The sequence below is a fragment of the Streptomyces sp. ISL-99 genome (assembly GCF_018614005.1).
Lineage (GTDB): Bacteria > Actinomycetota > Actinomycetes > Streptomycetales > Streptomycetaceae > Streptomyces > Streptomyces flavidovirens.
On record NZ_JAGGPC010000043.1, the window covers coordinates 117,598 to 134,782 of the forward strand.

At 71.4% G+C, this 17,185-nt stretch carries 18 protein-coding genes and 1 pseudogene; 9 read left to right on the forward strand and 10 right to left on the reverse strand.

Annotated features, from left to right (window positions below; all coding sequences use genetic code 11):
- Positions 1–73: 73 nt before the first annotated feature.
- Entirely contained in the window at positions 74–283 is a 210-nt protein-coding gene (locus J7E91_RS25685; protein ID WP_028812918.1) for a hypothetical protein, read from the forward strand.
- 59 nt (positions 284–342) lie between these two features.
- Here J7E91_RS25685 and J7E91_RS25690 read toward each other — a convergent pair whose 3' ends face one another.
- On the reverse strand, positions 343–960 hold the full coding sequence (locus J7E91_RS25690; RefSeq protein WP_214908683.1) for a dihydrofolate reductase family protein: 618 nt from the start codon (positions 958–960) through the stop codon (positions 343–345).
- A gap of 168 nt (positions 961–1,128) precedes the next feature.
- On the opposite strand from J7E91_RS25690, the gene J7E91_RS25695 reads away from it, so the two are divergent.
- Entirely contained in the window at positions 1,129–1,869 is a 741-nt protein-coding gene (locus J7E91_RS25695) for an SDR family NAD(P)-dependent oxidoreductase (RefSeq protein WP_214908684.1), read from the forward strand.
- Positions 1,870–1,968: 99 nt separating this feature from the next.
- Here the strand turns inward: J7E91_RS25695 and alc are convergent, their stop codons facing one another.
- Together alc and allB are read right to left on the reverse strand one after the other, a co-directional pair.
- Positions 1,969–3,090, reverse strand: a complete 1,122-nt coding sequence (gene alc, locus J7E91_RS25700; RefSeq protein WP_214908685.1) for an allantoicase — start codon at positions 3,088–3,090, stop codon at positions 1,969–1,971.
- 1 nt (position 3,091) lies between these two features.
- Positions 3,092–4,429, reverse strand: a complete 1,338-nt coding sequence (gene allB / locus J7E91_RS25705) for an allantoinase AllB (RefSeq protein ID WP_214908686.1) — start codon at positions 4,427–4,429, stop codon at positions 3,092–3,094.
- Between the two features lie 331 nt (positions 4,430–4,760).
- Here allB and J7E91_RS25710 point away from each other — a divergent pair, with 331 nt between their 5' ends.
- Positions 4,761–5,561 carry an IclR family transcriptional regulator gene (locus J7E91_RS25710; protein WP_214908775.1) on the forward strand — a complete coding sequence of 267 codons (801 nt, stop codon included), beginning with the start codon at positions 4,761–4,763 and terminating at the stop codon, positions 5,559–5,561.
- Between the two features lie 19 nt (positions 5,562–5,580).
- Here J7E91_RS25710 and J7E91_RS25715 read toward each other — a convergent pair whose 3' ends face one another.
- Positions 5,581–6,264, reverse strand: coding sequence for an ABC transporter ATP-binding protein (locus J7E91_RS25715; protein ID WP_214908687.1), 684 nt, complete (start codon positions 6,262–6,264; stop codon positions 5,581–5,583).
- A complete protein-coding gene (locus tag J7E91_RS25720) occupies positions 6,261–7,343 on the reverse strand; it encodes an ABC transporter permease (protein ID WP_214908689.1) in 1,083 nt (360 codons plus the stop codon). Before J7E91_RS25720 ends, J7E91_RS25715 begins: the two co-directional genes overlap by 4 nt.
- A gap of 197 nt (positions 7,344–7,540) precedes the next feature.
- Here J7E91_RS25720 and J7E91_RS25725 point away from each other — a divergent pair, with 197 nt between their 5' ends.
- Both J7E91_RS25725 and J7E91_RS25730 read left to right on the forward strand, forming a co-directional pair.
- Entirely contained in the window at positions 7,541–8,704 is a 1,164-nt protein-coding gene (locus tag J7E91_RS25725) for a sensor histidine kinase (RefSeq protein ID WP_308377092.1), read from the forward strand.
- Positions 8,701–9,345, forward strand: a complete 645-nt coding sequence (locus J7E91_RS25730) for a response regulator transcription factor (RefSeq protein WP_214908693.1) — start codon at positions 8,701–8,703, stop codon at positions 9,343–9,345. Before J7E91_RS25725 ends, J7E91_RS25730 begins: the two co-directional genes overlap by 4 nt.
- 13 nt (positions 9,346–9,358) lie before the next feature.
- Here the strand turns inward: J7E91_RS25730 and J7E91_RS25735 are convergent, their stop codons facing one another.
- From J7E91_RS25735 to J7E91_RS36230, 3 genes and pseudogenes are all read right to left on the reverse strand, one after another.
- The gene (locus tag J7E91_RS25735; protein ID WP_214908694.1) at positions 9,359–9,667 is read right to left on the reverse strand and encodes a DUF5955 family protein; all 309 of its coding nucleotides are present in this window, start codon (positions 9,665–9,667) and stop codon (positions 9,359–9,361) included.
- Positions 9,668–9,801: 134 nt separating this feature from the next.
- Positions 9,802–10,326: a hypothetical protein gene (locus J7E91_RS36225; RefSeq protein WP_251016233.1), complete on the reverse strand. Its 525-nt coding sequence runs from the start codon at positions 10,324–10,326 to the stop codon at positions 9,802–9,804.
- Positions 10,327–10,423: 97 nt separating this feature from the next.
- Positions 10,424–10,768 (reverse strand): annotated as a pseudogene (locus J7E91_RS36230) (hypothetical protein); the annotation flags it as partial.
- 16 nt (positions 10,769–10,784) lie between these two features.
- Here J7E91_RS36230 and J7E91_RS25745 point away from each other — a divergent pair.
- Positions 10,785–11,396 carry an NTP transferase domain-containing protein gene (locus J7E91_RS25745; protein WP_214908695.1) on the forward strand — a complete coding sequence of 204 codons (612 nt, stop codon included), beginning with the start codon at positions 10,785–10,787 and terminating at the stop codon, positions 11,394–11,396.
- A gap of 217 nt (positions 11,397–11,613) precedes the next feature.
- Entirely contained in the window at positions 11,614–13,233 is a 1,620-nt protein-coding gene (gene aceB / locus J7E91_RS25750; RefSeq protein WP_214908696.1) for a malate synthase A, read from the forward strand.
- Between the two features lie 84 nt (positions 13,234–13,317).
- Here the strand turns inward: aceB and J7E91_RS25755 are convergent, their stop codons facing one another.
- A complete protein-coding gene (locus tag J7E91_RS25755; RefSeq protein WP_214908777.1) occupies positions 13,318–14,541 on the reverse strand; it encodes a helix-turn-helix domain-containing protein in 1,224 nt (407 codons plus the stop codon).
- Positions 14,542–14,603: 62 nt separating this feature from the next.
- A complete protein-coding gene (locus J7E91_RS25760) occupies positions 14,604–14,756 on the reverse strand; it encodes a hypothetical protein (protein ID WP_214908697.1) in 153 nt (50 codons plus the stop codon).
- 181 nt (positions 14,757–14,937) lie between these two features.
- On the opposite strand from J7E91_RS25760, the gene J7E91_RS25765 reads away from it, so the two are divergent.
- Positions 14,938–15,972, forward strand: a complete 1,035-nt coding sequence (locus J7E91_RS25765; protein WP_214908699.1) for a DUF3068 domain-containing protein — start codon at positions 14,938–14,940, stop codon at positions 15,970–15,972.
- A gap of 60 nt (positions 15,973–16,032) precedes the next feature.
- Positions 16,033–17,184, forward strand: a complete 1,152-nt coding sequence (locus tag J7E91_RS25770; protein WP_214908701.1) for a glycosyltransferase family 4 protein — start codon at positions 16,033–16,035, stop codon at positions 17,182–17,184.
- The last annotated feature ends 1 nt before the right edge of the window (position 17,185 follow it).

Consider the following 17,185-nt stretch of genomic DNA (forward strand, 5'->3'; position numbering starts at 1 on the left):
CCAAGACTTTCGGCACACCGGCCGATCCGGACGGCGGACGCGGCGGGGCGGCCCGCCACGCCACGATCGGCGCATGAAGAAGATTCTTGAAGTGGCCGGCTTCGTGCTGTTCGTGTCGGGCGGGTCCGGTCTGATCCATGAGGTGACCGGCTGGATGCCCAAGTTCTTCGGCTTCTTGCAGCTGCTGCCGTTCCTGCGGGGCCACGCGATCTACACGAACATCGTGCTGGCGGTCGCCGGCATAGCCCTGATGGCCTCCGCGGACCGCTTCCGGCGGGTGTAGGCGCCTGCGGCGCTGTTCCCCTGCCCACCCCTTCCTGCTGAACGCCGGAGGGGCGGCCCTCACTGGTCGAGGTCGAAAGTGCCGTACGACGGCCTCCCCGCCGGCCGGTAGGTGTGGATGGCGATGCCCGACTCGGTGGTGCTGCTGTCGGTCAGCTCGAACGAGGTCGGCAGACCGCCCTCCGCGAACAGCCGCTGCCCCGCACCGAGTACGACGGGGAAGGTCAGCAGGTTGTACTCGTCGATGAGGTCGTGCTTCATCAGGGACCGGGCGAGCGTGCCGCTGCCGTGGATCTGGAGTTCCCGGCCGGGCTCCTGCTTCAGCCGTGCGACCTCTTGCGCGACATCGCCGGAGATGATGGTGGAGTTGTTCCAGTCGGCCTTGTCCAGGGTCGTGGAAGCGACGTACTTGGGGAGCGTGTTGAGGGGGCCGGCGACCGGGTCGTTCTCGTCGGTGACCTTCGGCCAGTAGGCCGCGAAGATCTCGTACGTACGCCGGCCGAGCAGGAACGCGTCGACGCGGCCGAACACGCCGTCGATGAACCGGCCCATGCCTTCGTCGGCGAAGGGAACCACCCAGCCGCCCTGTTCGAACCCGCCGCTGGTGTCCTCGTCAGGGCCGCCCGGAGCCTGCATCACACCGTCGAGCGTGAGGAATGTGGTGAGCGTGATCTTCATGGTCCGAAGCCCTTCTTCGTCAGGTGTCACCAGCTCTGACTCCACGCTTCCACGGAACTCATCGGCCGGCTCGGGCACGGCGTCCGTTTGCCGCCAGCGCCACCTCGCCGCCGCCTGTTTCCTTGAATCCGCAACCACTATTGCGGACCTACGGAAGAGGCAGCCGACATGGCTTCACTGAACGGCAGGACGGCTCTGGTCACCGGCGGCAGCCGGGGCATGGGCGCGGCGATCGCGCTCCGGCTCGCCCGGGACGGCGCGGATGTGGCCATCACGTACGTACGGGACGAGAAGGCCGCCCACGACGTCGTCCAGAAGATCGAGGCGGCCGGCCGGCGCGGCATCGCGCTGCGGGCCGACGCGGCGGACCCGGCGGCGGTCACCGCCGTCGTGGGCCGGGCCGCCGACGAGCTCGGCCGGCTCGACATCCTGGTCAACAACGCCGGCGTCGGCATACTCGGCCCGATCGGCACCCTGGCGCTCGCGGAGGTCGACCAGGTGCTGACCGTCAACGTACGGGCGGTCTTCCTGGCCTCGCAGGCCGCGGCCGCCAGGATGGAACGCGGGGGCAGGATCATCTCGATGGGCAGCTGCATGACCGAGCGCGTGCCGGGCCCCGGCGGGACGCTGTACGCGACGAGCAAGGCCGCGCTGACCGGCCTGACGAAGGCCCTGGCGCGGGAGCTGGGCGGCCGGGACATCACGGCCAACCTCGTCCAGCCGGGTCCGGTCGGCACGGACATGAACCCGGCGGACGGCCCGTACGCGGCGGCGCAGAGCGAGATGACGGCCCTCGGCCGCTTCGGCACTCCGGACGAAGTCGCGTCGCTGGTCGCGTTCCTGGCTAGCGAGGAGGCGGCGTACATGACGGGTTCGGAGGTACTGGTCGACGGCGGCCACGCCGCGTAACGCCGGGGCACACGGACGGGAAGACGGACGGGAGATGGACGGAGTGCGCCGGGGCCGTCGCGTCCCGGCGCACTCCGTGTCAGGGGTGCCGCGGTGGCGTCAGCCGCCCAGCTCCTGGTGGCGGGCCGCCAGGCGCGACGCCCCCGCCTCCGTCAGGGAGCCGAAGAGACGCAGGCGGGAGATGCCGCCGTCCGGGAAGATGTCCATCCGGACCTCGGTGGCCGCCGGGACCGCGTCCAGCACGAAGCGGTGGTTCGTGTCGGGCTGGAGCCGGGTCCGGGGCAGGATCTCGGTCCAGGTGCCCTCGGCGCCGTCGCGCACGGAAAGCGCCGCCCAGCCCGCCGAGTTGCCCTTCAGGTATGCCGTGTCGATCTCGACCGCGCGGATCTCCGACTGCTCCACGAGGTGGTAGTGGATCCAGTCGTTGCCCTTGTCGCGGCGGCGGCGCGTCTCCCAGCCGTCGTCCATCTTGTGCGAGCGGCCCGGCTGGATGGTGTTGGTGGCCGGGGAGTAGAAGCGGTCGGAGGCGTCCTCGACGCGGCCGCCGTTCTCCAGGGCGACGAGGTCGAACGTACCGAGCGTGGCCAGCCAGGCCGGGTCGGGTGCGACCTCGCCGTAGACACGCAGGCGGGCGATGCCGCCGTCGGGGTGCTGGTTGATCCGCAGGTGCGTGAAGCGCTGCTCGACGTCGACGGCGAAGCCGTTGGCCGCGTGGCCGCCGACTGCCGTACGGGGTACGAGAGTTACCCACTTGACGTCGCCGGAGAGGAGGTCGTCGGGCGAGGGCGACCCCGGTACCGACGCCGCCTCGACCGATACCGCCTGCGGGTAGTTGCCGCGGAAGTGGGCGGTGTCGATGACGATTCCGCGTACGACGCCGGGTGCCCCGAGGCGTACGAGAGCCCAGTCGTGGTCCTCGTCCGTCGGGTGGGGCTGCTGGGCGCTGACGCCACGGCGGCGGCGGGTCTCCCAGCCGTCCATGATCTTGCCCTTGTGCCCGAAGTGCTCCGGGTCGAACTCCGCCGCCCCGGGCCGCAGCATGTTCTCGCGCTCGGCGAAGAACTCGTCGTTGGCGGCGATCACGCCCGCGCCGAGCCGCCGGTCGGCGAGGTCCGCGAAGTGCGTGAAGGGGAAGTCGGCGGTGCGGTAGTCGGCGTACGGGTCGCCGCCGCCGTACGGGTTCGCGTCACCGGTGAAGGAGGGGGTCGCCAGCTCAGACACGTCAGTTGTTCCTTTCGAGCAGCCGGCCGGTCGGCTCGGCCAGGGTGCCGTTGTCGGCGATACGTACGCCGCGCAGCCACGTCGACTTGACGACGCCCTGCAGGGTCTTGCCCGCGTACGCCGTCACCTGGTTGCGGTGGTGCAGCTCCGCCGGGTCGACGGTGAAGCTCTCGTCGGGGGCGAGGACCGCGAAGTCGGCGTCGCGGCCCGGCTCGATGGCGCCCTTCTGCGTCAGGCCGGCGAGCTCGGCGGGTGCGGCGGACATCCAGCGGACGACGTCCTCCAGCGAGTGGCCCCGGCGCCGGGCCTCGGTCCAGATCGCCGGGAGGCCGAGCTGGAGCGAGGAGATGCCGCCCCACGCGGAGGCGAAGTCGGGGGTCTTGAGGTCCGTGGTGCACGGGGAGTGGTCGGAGACGATGCAGTCGATCGTCCCGTCCGCGAGCCCTTCCCACAGCGCGTCCTGGTTCTCGGCCTCGCGGATCGGCGGGCAGCACTTGAACTCCGTCGCCCCGTCCGGGACTTCCTCGGCCGTGAGGGTGAGGAAGTGCGGGCAGGACTCGACGGTAACGCGTACGCCCTCACGCTTGGCCGCGGCGATGAGCGGCAGCGCGTCCGAGGACGACAGGTGCAGCACGTGGACGCGGGCGCCGAGGCGCTTGGCGTGCGCGATCAGGCTCTCGATGGCGGTGTTCTCGGCGTCGCGCGGCCGCGAGGCGAGGAAGTCGGCGTACGCCGGACCGCTCTTCTGCGGGGCCGCCTCCAGGTGGTGCGGGTCCTCGGCGTGCACGATCAGCTGACCGCCGAAGCCGGAGATCTCGGCCATCGACCGGGCGAGCTGCTCCTGGTCGAGCTGGGGGAACTCCTCCACGCCCGACGGCGACAGGAAGCACTTGAAGCCGAACACGCCGGCGTCGTACAGCGGCCGCAGGTCCTTCACGTTGGACGGGATGGCGCCGCCCCAGAAGCCGACGTCGATGTGCGCCTTGCTGCGGGCCACGTCCTGCTTGGTGCGCAGGTTGTCGACCGTGGTGGTGGGCGGGAGGGAGTTCAGCGGCATGTCGAGGAGCGTGGTGATGCCGCCGGCCGCGGCCGCGCGGGTGGCGGTCCAGAAGCCCTCCCACTCGGTGCGGCCGGGGTCGTTCACGTGGACATGGGTGTCGACGAGGCCGGGGAGCAGGACGTCGTCCGCGAAGTCCTCCAGCCGGGCTCCGGCCGGCACCTCGGCGTCGTACGGCAGCACAGCCGTGATCTTCCCGTCGGCGACGGTCACCGATGCGGCGCGCGTCCCCTCGGGGGTGACGACGCGCGTCGAGCGCAGTACCAGGTCCACGTCGGGCACCCTGTCCCTCACTTCCGTACAGAGAAATTCAACGAACTGTTGAAGGAGTCTTCACTTCGGGGTCCGGCCCGTCAAGACCCTCCCCCACCTGGACGGCCTGCGCATCTCCAGGACCGGAGCTCCTTAGATGTTTCCACAAAGTGGAAGTAGAATTTCATCCAGTAGAACGTCGCAATGCACAGGGGCAGGGCAGGGTCGCCTCGGGAGTGACCGCCGACACAGGGACAAACACCCCTCTGACCGGCGGAGACGTCCTGACGCAGGCCGTGTGCTCCGCGCACGCGGCGGGTAGGCTGCTGCCTTGCCCATCCGCCTCGAAAGGACCGTTGACGTGCCGTCGTCCAACGCCACCACCGACGCTTCCAAAACCGCTGCGCCCACCGGTGGTGTGCAGTCCCTTGAGCGCGCCTTCGACCTGCTGGAGCGGATGGCCGACGCGGGCGGCGAGGTCGGCCTCAGCGAGCTCTCGGCCAGCAGCGGTCTGCCGCTGCCGACGATCCACCGCCTGATGCGCACCCTGGTCGCCTGCGGTTACGTACGCCAGCAGACGAACCGCCGCTACTCGCTCGGCCCGCGCCTGATCCGCCTCGGCGAGAGCGCGTCCCGCCTGCTCGGCACCTGGGCCCGCCCGTACCTCGCGCGCCTGGTCGAGGAGACCGGCGAGACCGCGAACATGGCGCTGCTCGACGGCGACGAGATCGTGTACGTCGCCCAGGTGCCCTCGAAGCACTCGATGCGGATGTTCACCGAGGTCGGCCGCCGGGTCCTTCCGCACTCCACGGGCGTCGGCAAGGCGCTGCTCGCGCACACCCCGCCGGAGGAGGTGCGCGCACTGCTCGCCCGTACCGGCATGCCGACCGCCACCGAGAAGACGATCACCACGCCCGAGGGCTTCCTGGACGCCCTGGAGCAGGTCCGCAGGGCCGGTTACGCCGTGGACGACGGCGAGCAGGAGATCGGCGTCCGCTGCCTGGCGGTCCCGGTGCCCAACTCCCCGACCGCCGCGGCCATCTCCATCTCCGGGCCGGCGGGCCGCGTGACGGAGGCGGCGACCGAGAAGATCGTCCCGATACTCCAGGAAGTCGCCCAGGACCTGTCGGTCGTGCTCACCAACAACGGCACGCAGAGCTGAGCGAGCGCGCAGCTCCGGGTCAGATCGGTGGGGCGGCGGCCGAGAGGCGGCCGTCCGCCATCGTCATCACGGCGTCCATCCGCTCCAGGTGCGCGCGGTCGTGGGTGACCAGGACCGTCGCCGTGCCGCGCTCGCGCGTCAGCGTGACCAGCAGGTCGAGTACGGCCGCGCCCCGCTCGTGGTCGAGGGCGCTGGTCGGCTCGTCGACCAGCAGGACGGCCGGCTCGTTCATCAGCGCGCGGGCGATGTTCACCCGCTGGCGCTGACCGACGGAGAGCTGGTGCGGGCGGCGGCCGGACTGGTCCGCGAGTCCCACCGCGTCCAGCAACTCCCCCGCCCGGTCACGTGCCTGAAGCGGCGGGCGTCCCGACAGGTGGGCCATCACCTGGAGCTGCTCGGTGGCGGTGAGGGACGGCAGCAGGTTCGGCTGCTGGAAGACGATGCCGATGCGCGTCCGCCGCAGTTCCGCTCTGGCGGCCCGGCTCAGGGGGCCCGTGTCCGTACCGTCGACGACGACCCTTCCCCGGTCCGGTGAGACGAGCGTCGCCGCGACCGCCAGCAGGCTGGACTTGCCGGAGCCGGACGGTCCGACGACGGCGGTGAGCGTGCCCGCGGCGACCTGGAGAGCGATGCCGTCGAGAGCGGTCAGGCGGGAGTCGCCGTCGGGGTAGGTGAGGGTCACGTCGGTGAGGGACAGGGTCATCGGGCGCTCCCGAGGGCGACGAGGGGATCGACGGCGGTGATACGCCGGACGGAGAGTGCGGCGCCGGCCATCCCGAGGGCGACCATGACGACGGCGGGGACGAGCAGCGTCGCCGGTGCGAGTACGAACGGGACCGCCCCGGCGACGACTCCGCCGATCAGTGTGGCGAGTGCGGTGCCCAGGAACGTACCGGCGCAGAGCATCAGGGCGGCCTGGCCGAGCGCGTCGCGCAGCAGGTACGGCGTGGAGGCCCCCAGCGCCTTGAGGACCGCGATGTCACCGCTGCGCTGGATCGTCCAGACGGTGAAGAAGGCACCGACGACGAGCGCCGAGATGACGAAGAGGAAGCCGCGCATCAGCTGGAGCGAGCCGTTCTCCGCCTCGTAGGCGGCGAGGGCGCTCAGCGAGCCGTCGATGGTGCGGACCTCGGTGCCCGCCGCCTCGTCGCCCGCCGCGAGGTCCGCGCCTTCGCCGGTGGTCAGGGCGACCACGGTGGCCTGCCGCTCCTTACCGGGGCCGACGGCGGCGAGCCGCTGCCAGTCGTCGAGCGACGTCCACACCACCGGCGTGTGGCTGTACGAGTCCTCCCCTTCGACGGCGGCGACGGTCTCCTCCACGCCGCCGATCATGACCTTGTCGCCGGGCCCCGCGCCCAGGTCCCCGGCCGCCCGCACGGACAGCACGGCCCGCCCGGACCGGAAGCTCTCGACGGCCGGCGCCGGCCCCGAACCGGGCTCGACGCCGAACACCGACACGGCGGCCGTCCTGTCCCCCGACCGCGCGTTGGTCGTACGGATGCCCAGCGGCTCGGCGGCGGTGATGCCGGGCCGGCGGGCCCACTCCCGCCAGGCGCTCTCGGTGACCACGGAATTCGTGAACGACACCTCCTGCCCCTCGGGCGGCCGGTCGAAGGCCAGCCGGTCGGCGGGCAGCGAGGTGATGGCCGAGGTGTTGTCCCTGGCCAGTCCGGCGGTGAGGCCGGACAGCAGCCCGACGAGCAGCGTGATCAGCACCACGACCGTGCCCATGAGCGCGAACCGGCCCTTGGCGAACCGGAGGTCTCTCCATGCGACAAACATAATTCCAGCCTGGCCCCGGGGGCGCGCGAAAACATCGCGCCACGGATCGGCGCGACATCAATCTTTTGATTGACCGGGCAACGGCGCCGGAGCCCTACGCTGGCAACGCCATGGACCTCACCCCCTCCCTTCCCCGCTCCTCCCTGCCCGGTTCGCCCCTTCACGCTTCGTCTCCCCCCTCACGTCCCCTCACTCCCGTGCTGCGCGCACTGCGTCTGTGCCTGCACGCGCTGCTCGGCGGGCTGATCGCGCTCGCCGCCGTGAAGGCCGTGGCCGACGACGCCCCGCACGCGACCGCCGTGGTGCTCTCGGCCCTCACGATGGCCGTCGTCTACACCGTCGGGGCCCTGAGCCCGGCCGTCGACCGCTCGCCCAGGGCCGCCGCCGTCTGGCTCGCCGCCCTGGGCCTCGCCTGGCTGATACTTCTGGGCCTGTCCCGCGACGGGCTGTGGGCGGCGTTCCCCCTCTACTTCCTCCAGCTGCATCTGTTGCCGATGCGATGGGGCCTGCCCGCGGTCGCCGCGACGGCGGCCGCCGCCATCGCCGGCTTCGTCCTGCACGGGCCGCCGGTGACGCCGGGCTCGTTCCTCGGGCCGCTGCTCGGCGCCGCCGTCGCCGTCGCGACGGTCCTCGGCTATCAGGCGCTGTACCGGGAGAGCGAGCGGCGCCGCGAACTCATCGACGAGCTGCTCGCGGCCCGTGAGGACCTCGCCGCCGCCGAACGCACGGCCGGGACGCTGGCCGAGCGCGAGCGGCTGGCCCGCGAGATCCACGACACGCTCGCCCAGGGCCTGTCCAGCATCCAGCTCCTCCTGCGCGCCGCCGAACGGATGCTGCCCGTCGGCGCTCCGGCCGCCGCCCATGTCCGGCAGGCGCGGGAGGCGGCGCAGGACAATCTCGCCGAGGCACGCCGTTTCGTACAGGCGCTGACCCCGCCCGGCCTGGAGCACGGCTCGCTGGCCGCCGCACTGGAGCGGTTGTGCGCGGCGACCCCGGCACCCGCTGTGCAGTTCGGTGTGAGCGGTACGCCGGTGCAGTTGCCCACTCCGTACGAAGTGGCCCTGCTGCGCGTCGCCCAGTCCGCGCTCGCCAACACGGTGCGGCACGCGCGTGCGGCACGCGCCGAGATCACCCTCAGTTTCATGGAGACCTCGGTGGCGCTGGACGTCGTGGACGACGGCGAGGGTTTCGACCCCTCGGCCCCCGACCTGCGCAAGGGCGGCGGTTTCGGTCTGCCCGCGATGCGCTCGCGGGCGCGCTCGCTCGGCGGCACGCTGAGCGTCGAGTCCGCGCCCGGACAGGGCACGGCCGTGGCGATCACCCTGCCCCTGCCGTCCGCAGACCCCAAAGACCCCGCGTGACCCGCCCCGGCGCCCCCGTCCGCCTGCTGCTGGCCGACGACCATCCCGTCGTACGGGCGGGTCTGCGCGCCGTACTCGACACCGAGGAGGACTTCGTCGTCGTCGCGGAGGCGGCGACGGCCGAACGGGCGGTGGAGCTCGCGGCGGCGGACGACTTCGACGTCGTACTGATGGACCTGCAGTTCGGGCCGGGCAGGATGCACGGCTGCGAAGCCACCGCGGCGATCACCGCGCGGCCCGGGTCACCCAGGGTCCTCGTCCTGACGACGTACGACACGGACGCCGACATCCTGGCGGCGGTGGAGGCGGGCGCGAGCGGCTATCTGCTCAAGGACGCGCCGCCGGAGGAGCTGTCGGGCGCCGTACGCACGGCCGCGGCCGGGCAGTCCGCGCTGGCGCCGGCCGTCGCGCACCGGCTGATGGACCGGATGCGGACGCCCGCCCAGGCACTGACCCGGCGCGAACTGGAGGTGCTCCAGCTGGTCGGAGACGGTCTGTCGAACCAGCAGATCAGCAAGCAGCTCTTCCTCAGCCAGGCGACGGTCAAGACCCATCTGGTGCACATCTACGCCAAGTTGGGCGTGGACTCGCGTACCTCCGCGGTGGCGGCGGCGACGGCCCGCCGGCTCATCCGGCGGTGACCGTCGCACGCCGTCAGGCGCCGCGTCCGAAGAGCTCGACCGCCTTGCGCACCTGTGTCAGCGCTTCCGCCAGCGCGCTGACCGAGCCGACCGAACCCGCGACCAGCAGCAGCGAACGCCGCAGCCGCATGATCTCGGGTGCGCCGCCGAGCGCCATGGCGTGCAGCGACGCCAGTTCGTCCTCCGCGACCCCCCGGTCGGGCAGTTCGGCGGGATGTGCGGCGAGTTCACGGCGCAGCCGCGAGACGGCAGCACGCAGCTCCGTCACTCGCGGGTCGTCGCCGTCACCGGTCACGCACCTCTGTTCCACACTTCTCAACAAGGTCTCTCCCCCTCGCACGGCCACGTGCAGGTCCTGCCAGTGATGAAGCCCCGCACGCCGTTGGTCGGACGCCGTACACAGGAGCCGGGGTCAGTTAACGCCAATCGGAGGGCTGTCCGCCACTTGGCCCCGGCTCAGCTCTCCGAGCCGGAGTTGACGGCGTTGCGCCAGACCGTCACGTCGAGCGTCATGTACGTACTGGGCGAGTCCTCGGCCGAGAAGCCCTGGACCGTGACGAGGCCCATGTGTCCCGTGCCGGTGGTGACGCAGACCTGCCGGCCCTTGGAGAGTTTGTTCACATAGACGGTTTCGGTGAACCGGGTGTCCGCGCGGCAGGCGGCGAGCGACCTCTGCTGGCCCGGATCGAGCAGCACCAGCGTTCCGCCCTCGGCCTCCGCGTCGAGGTAGCCGCCGGTGTCGTAGGACAGTTCGTACGAACCGTCCTCGCCCACCTGGGGCCGGACCTCGTCGTCCCCCAGCGTCAGGTGGTATCCGGCGGTGAGGTTGATGCCCTTGTAGTCGGCGGGCTCAGGGTCGGGTTTGACCTCCGGCTTCGGGTCGGCGTCCTTCGGGTCGGTGTCCTTGGGGTCCGCGTTCTGAGGGGCCTCGCCCCCGCCGGCCGTCTGCTTCTCGTCGTCCGTGAGCAGGGCGTACGCCATGCCCCCCCGCGATGCCGAAGACCAGCACGGCGGCAAGGGCCACGAGCAGGCCCTGGCCCCCGCGCTTCGGGGGTCGGGGCGCCGGCGGCTGGGGGTGTCCGGGGTACGCCGGGGTGTGCGCCGGCACCTGGGTGGGGGCGTAGGCGGTGGCCAGCCACGGCCGCGTGCCGTTCGTGTCGGCGTCGATGACGGGCGCGGTGAACAGCCCCTGCACGCGCTGCGCGGACTGCACTTCCTGGGCGAACCTGCGGCGGAACTCGGGGTCCTCGCCGAATTCGGGCCGGATCACCTTGATCGCGACGGGCCGTCCGCCCGGTGTGTACGAAAGGTAGACCTTGCCCATGCCGCCCGCGCCGAGCCTGGCGGCCAGCCGGTATCCGCAGTACTCCGCTATCGAACGGCACCCTGTCCAAGGAGACGGACCGTCGGTGCCGGTCCCCATGAGGTATGCAGAGCCCATGGCACATACAAGAGACGACGGCGCCGCGGGCATCGCGGGGCTTCTGCTCGCGGGCGGCGCCGGGCGGCGGCTCGGCGGGCGGCCGAAGGCGTTGCTGGAGTACCGGGGGCGGCCGCTGGTCGAGCACGCGGTACGGGTGCTGTGCGAGGGCGGCTGCGGCCCGGTGCACGTGGTGCTGGGCGCTTCGGCCGCCGAGGTGCGCGAGCGCGCCGACCTGAGCGGATGCGTGCTGGTCGACAACCCGCAGTGGGACGAGGGGATGGGTTCGTCGCTGCGGGCCGGCCTGGCGTCCCTGGCCGGTACGGGCGCTTCGGCCGCGCTCGTCTCGCTGGTCGATCAGCCGGGGATCGGCCCGGTGGCGGTGGGCCGGGTGGTGGCGGCGTACCGCTCGCCTTCGAGCCTCGTGGCGGCGGCGTACGAGGGAAAGCGCGGGCATCCGGTGCTCTTCGGCGCCGAGCGGTGGGCGGACATCGTGAGGACTGCGACGGGCGACCGGGGGGCACGCGCCTATCTGAAGGAGCACGAGAGCGCCGTCACGCTCGTCGAGTGCGGGGACGTGGCCGAGGCGTACGACATCGACACGCCGGAGGACCTGTTCCACTTGGAGTGACCGAGGTGGCACTGAGCGACAGTTTCTGTCGACTCAGAGAATCTCGATGTCAACAGACCGTTGAACTTCCACCATGAGGAAACTACTATCCACAAGTCAGAAGCGCCCTGCACCACACGGCGGCGCCCGCGACCGTACCTCGGAGCCATGGCACGCTGTGCCGTTCGCAGGCGACCCGGCGGCCGTAAGGCGCCGCCCGCCTAAGGAGTGACAGCTCATGTCCGCACCAGCGCCGTCCCCGCTGGCCATCGTCGATGCCGAGCCCCTGCCCAGGCAGGAAGAGGTCCTGACCGACGCGGCTCTCGCCTTCGTGGCCGAGCTGCACCGGCTGTTCACGCCCCGCCGTGACGAGCTGCTCGCCCGCCGCGCCGAGCGCCGTGCCGAGATCGCCCGCACGTCGACGCTCGACTTCCTCCCGGAGACCGCACAGATCCGTGAGGGCGACTGGAAGGTCGCGCCGGCTCCGGCCGCGCTCAACGACCGCCGCGTGGAGATCACCGGTCCGACCGACCGCAAGATGACCATCAACGCCCTGAACTCGGGCGCGAAGGTCTGGCTCGCCGACTTCGAGGACGCGTCCGCTCCCACCTGGGAGAACGTCGTCCTCGGCCAGCGCAATCTGATCGACGCCTACGAGCGCCGCATCGACTTCACCGACCCGAAGTCGGGCAAGACGTACGCCCTGAAGCCGGCCGAGGAGCTGGCGACCGTCGTCATGCGGCCGCGCGGCTGGCACCTCGACGAGCGCCACCTCCAGTTCGACGGCCGCCCCGTGCCGGGTGCCCTGGTCGACTTCGGCCTGTACTTCTTCCACAACGCCAAGCGGCTCATCGAGCTCGGCAAGGGCCCGTACTTCTACCTCCCCAAGACCGAGTCGCACCTCGAGGCGCGCCTGTGGAACGAGATCTTCGTCTTCGCGCAGGACTACGTCGGGATCCCGCAGGGCTCCGTCCGCGCGACCGTCCTGATCGAGACGATCACGGCGGCGTACGAGATGGAGGAGATCCTCTACGAGCTGCGCGACCACGCGGCGGGGCTCAACGCGGGCCGCTGGGACTACCTCTTCTCCATCGTCAAGAACTTCCGTGACGGCGGGCCGAAGTTCGTCCTCCCGGACCGCAACGCGGTGACGATGACGGCGCCCTTCATGCGCGCCTACACCGAGCTGCTCGTCCGTACGTGCCACAAGCGCGGCGCGCACGCCATCGGCGGCATGGCGGCGTTCATCCCGTCCCGCCGCGACGCCGAGGTCAACAAGGTCGCCTTCGAGAAGGTCAAGGCCGACAAGGACCGTGAGGCCGCCGACGGCTTCGACGGCTCCTGGGTCGCGCACCCCGACCTCGTCCCGATCGCGATGGCGTCCTTCGACGCGGTGCTCGGCGACAAGCCGAACCAGAAGGACCGCCTGCGCGAGGACGTCTCCGTGGCGCCCGGCGATCTCATCGCCATCGACTCGCTCGACGCCAGGCCCACCTATGAGGGCCTGCGCAACGCCGTCCAGGTCGGCACCCGCTACATCGAGGCGTGGCTGCGCGGCCTCGGCGCCGTCGCGATCTTCAACCTGATGGAGGACGCGGCCACGGCGGAGATCTCCCGCTCGCAGATCTGGCAGTGGATCAACGCGGGCGTCGTCTTCGAGAATGGCGAGAAGGCGACCCCGGAGCTGGCCCGCAAGGTCGCCGCCGAGGAACTGGCCGCCATCCGCGCGGAGATCGGCGAGGAGGCCTTCGCGGCCGGCAAGTGGCAGCAGGCCCACGACCTGCTGCTGCACGTCTCCCTCGACGCCGACTACGCGGACTTCCTGACTCTCCCCGCGTACGACCAGCTGGTCGGCTGACCCGCACAGCAGCCGAGCAGCACCCAGACGGCTCCGCCCCCGGTGAACGCACAGCACCGGGGGCGGAGCTCTGCTCGTACCGCGTCACCGGACGGGCTCGCTCAGCTCGCCCCGCAACCGCTGGGCCCGCAGCACCAGTTCGAGCTCGAAGCGGCGGTCCGGGTCGTCGACCTCGTCGCCCCACAGCTCCCGTATCTGCCGCATCCGGTAGCGCACGGTCTGCGGATGTACGCCGAGCCTGGCCGCCACCTCCGGCGCCCCGCCGCGCGTCTCCAGCCAGGCCAGCAGCGTCTCCGCGAGCCGCCGCCCCTGTGTGGGTCCGCAGCCGGCGAGCGGCGCGAGGCAGCGGCGCGTCAGGTCCCCGATGAGTTCCTCGGGCGGCAGCAGTACCAGCGCCTCGGTGTGCTCGGTGCAGTGCAGCAGCCGACCGGAAGGCAGCAGCCCGCGCTCCATGAGACGTACGGCGGCCGCCGCCCAGCGCAGCGACTTCGCGGCCTCCGTCAGCGCGACGGCCGGCCCGATCGCCCCCGACCATCCCTTCATCGACCGGCGCAGCAGCTCGGGCCGTCCCGCCAGTGCCGGGTCGGGGACGATCATCAGCGGCTGCTCGCTCTCCAGGTCGAGGAGTACGCCCTGTCCCACGGCCGGTGCGACGAACTCGCGGGCCGGGCGCAGCAGCACCCCCACGGCGACCCGCTCCGGCAGCGCCCAGCCGATCCGGGCGGCGTGCTCGGCGAGCGAACGGGTGCGCGCGGGGTCGGCGGGCTCGACGTACTCCGCGATCAGTTCCTGCGTCAACTTCCTTTGCAGCCGCAGCCGTTCACCGGCCTGCCGGGCGGCGGCCTCGGCGTATCCCCGCACGGTCTGGTCCACCAGACCGTCCAGGAAGGCGAACCCGGACTCGGCGAGCTCGTACATGGCGGGCGGCGGGATGGACACCTGCTGCCCGATCTCGGCGAACCGCCGCCAGGCGAGCCGGACTCCGAGCCGGTACATGGCCTGGAGGGAGTCGAGCGAGCGGCCGTGCAGCCCCTCGCCGCGTCCGAACTCCTGGAAGACCTGGAGATGAACGTGCGGGCGCCCCTCCGCCAGCACCAGGTGCTGCACAAAGTCCTCCAGGGCGCGCCGGATGCCGACGAGGGCGATCAGCTCGCCCGATTCGTCGACGAGCAGCGGCAGCTTGGGGTGTTCGCGGCAGATGCAGTCGAGGATCTCCTGGGCGAGCGAGGGGACCTCGCGCATGGCCCGGTCGGTGAACTGCCGTACCTGCAGGCGGGGCACGTCCTCCCATGCCGAGCAGTCGGCCATACGTCGCTCCCCGTCCACTGCGGTCGTTTCCACTGGAGGTACTCCCACCGGGATCGCTGGGGTCACTTCCGGGGTGTCGCCGACTCATAGCTGATCAGCGGCACGTTCGGCTGGTCCGGGGTGGCGTTCAGCAGTGCCACGATGACAAAGGCGGCCCCCACGGCGAGGGCGGCGGCAACAACGGTGGTCAGCGCTGCTGCAAGGAGTCTGGACATGGTCGGGTCAGCCTCTCTGACGCTGTGACCCCACCGGTGCCCCCACCGGCCCTGTCCGGCAATGGCCCAGTGTCAACACTCCATTGACAGTCCGTCAAGAGGACGCCTACGGTTCCCGGCCCATACGCATGTGCACGTATCCGCCGAGCACCCCCCGCCGGCCCTCACTGGAGTCGCCCGTATGCGTCGCACCGCTTCCCCCCTGTCGCTGGCCCTCCTCGGCGCCGGCGTTTTCCTGCTGGTACTCGCCCCGATGCTGGCCTGGTACGTCGAGCCACGCGCGAAACGCACACCGGTCGACGTGGATGTCACCACGGTCTTCACCGGCAAGGGCAGCTACTTCGACACGACCGAGATCAGAACCGTCCCCGACAGAAAACTCACGATCACCCGCCAGATACGGGGCGATGTGGCCGACAGCGAGAAGAGCGGCAGGGCGGTCTGGGACGTCTCGACGTCCGTGGACACCGACGCCACGCTGCCCGCCGCCGACACCCACGACTCGCTCCAGTGGACGCTGGAGCGCTGGGTGACCGACCGCCGCACCAACGAGCCCGTGCACTGCTGCGGCGAGAAGCCGGCCTTCGACGGGGAGGCGTACCTCAAGTTCCCCTTCGACGTACAGAAGCGCTCCTATCGCTGGTGGGACAACACGCTCGGCTCGACCGTCCGCCTCCGCTTCGCCGGTACGCGCAAGATCCAGGGGTACGAGGGCTACCGGTTCACCGGCGCCGTGGAACCGGCCAGGACCGGCACCCGGCTGGTTCCGGGGCGACTCGTCGGCCTGCCGGAGCGCAGCCAGGTGCTCGCCGAGGAGTGGTACGCGAACCACGGCATCGAGCTGGTCGTCGACCGGCGCACGGGCCGCATCGTGAACGCCGTGATCGGCCCGCGCAAGACGCTGCGCTCCCCCGGCGGGAAGCGGGACAAGGTGGTCCTTCTGGATAGCCGCCGGCTGGAGTTCACCCCGTCGACGCAGCGCGCGCAGGTCGCGCTGGCCTCGTCCGACAGCAAGCGGCTGAAGCTGGTGGGCGAGACACTGCCGATGGGCGGCGGCGGGGCCGGGGCGCTGCTGGCGGCGGCCGGAGCGGTGTTCGTCGTACGCGGGCGGAAAGGCCCACGCCCGTCATCACATTGTGATGACACATCAGCTCGGACTGGGCCCGAAATTGTCACCGCGGTGAGTAGCCGCATCGAACAGCGTGCCGAAAACTGACCTCCCCACCCGAGCACAGCCCCCACCGGTTCCGCACCCCTGAAACGAGTTGGAGCTCGCATGCCCCAGCACGTGCCCCCCACCCTGCACGATGCGAAACCCCAAGAGACTCACCACACACTCCCCCACCCCACCTCCCGGCACCCCCGCCGGATCGTCTTCCTCTCCCGCCGCGACCTCGGCAATCCCGCCGCCGGCGGCTCCGAACTCCTCGTCGACCGCCTCGCGGACGGCCTGACCGCCCTCGGCCACCAGGTGACACTGCTGTGCGGAGGCCCGGCGGCGTACCGCGACTACCGGGTCGTCTCCGCGGGCGGGGACCTCGGCCACTTCATCAAGGCACGCCACACCTTCGCCCGGCAGGTCGGTGACTGCGATCTGCTGGTCGAGGTCTGCAACGGCCTGCCGTACCTCACCCCGCTCTGGCACCGCGGCCCCACCCTGTGCCTGGTCAACCACGTGCACACGGAACTGTGGGGGATGCGCTACCCGGGCCCGGCCGCCGGTCTCGGGCGCCGCCTGGAGCACTGGGCGCTGTCGGCGGCGCAGCGCGAGAACCTGCTGGTCGCCGTATCGACCTCCACGGCCGGCGCGCTGAAGGCCTTAGGAGTGGACCCCGGCCGGATCCGGGTCGTGCACAACGGTGTCGAACAGCCGGCGGAGCGCACACCGCGTTCGCCCGAACCGCTCTTCCTGGCGATGGGCCGCCTGGTCGAGTACAAGCGCATCGACCTCCTCCTGCGCCTGTGGGAACGGGTCAGACCGGTCACCGGAGGCAAGCTGGTGATCATCGGCGACGGCCCGGAACGCCGCGGCCTGGAGTCCCTGGCCGGCCCAGACGTGATCTTCAAGGGGTACGTCTCGGAAGCCGAGAAGCACGAACTCCTCTGCGCGGCGCACCTCCTGCTCCACCCCTCGGCCGTCGAGGGCTGGGGCCTGGTGGTCACCGAGGCCGCGACCCGGGGCACCCCCGCGATCGGCTTCGACGTACCGGGACTGCGGGATTCCATAGCCGACGGTGTGACGGGCGTACTGGCCCGCGGCGAGAGTTCGTTCGCCGCCGCCTGGTGCACTCTCGCCCTGAGCGCCGAGCGCCGCGAGGCGATGGGCCGCGCGGCCGCCGCGCGGGCCGCGCACTACCGGTGGAGCAGTACGGTGGACCAGTTCCGGGCGGTGGCGGCGGAGGCGGCCCTCTCCCACCGGCGGAGGTGAC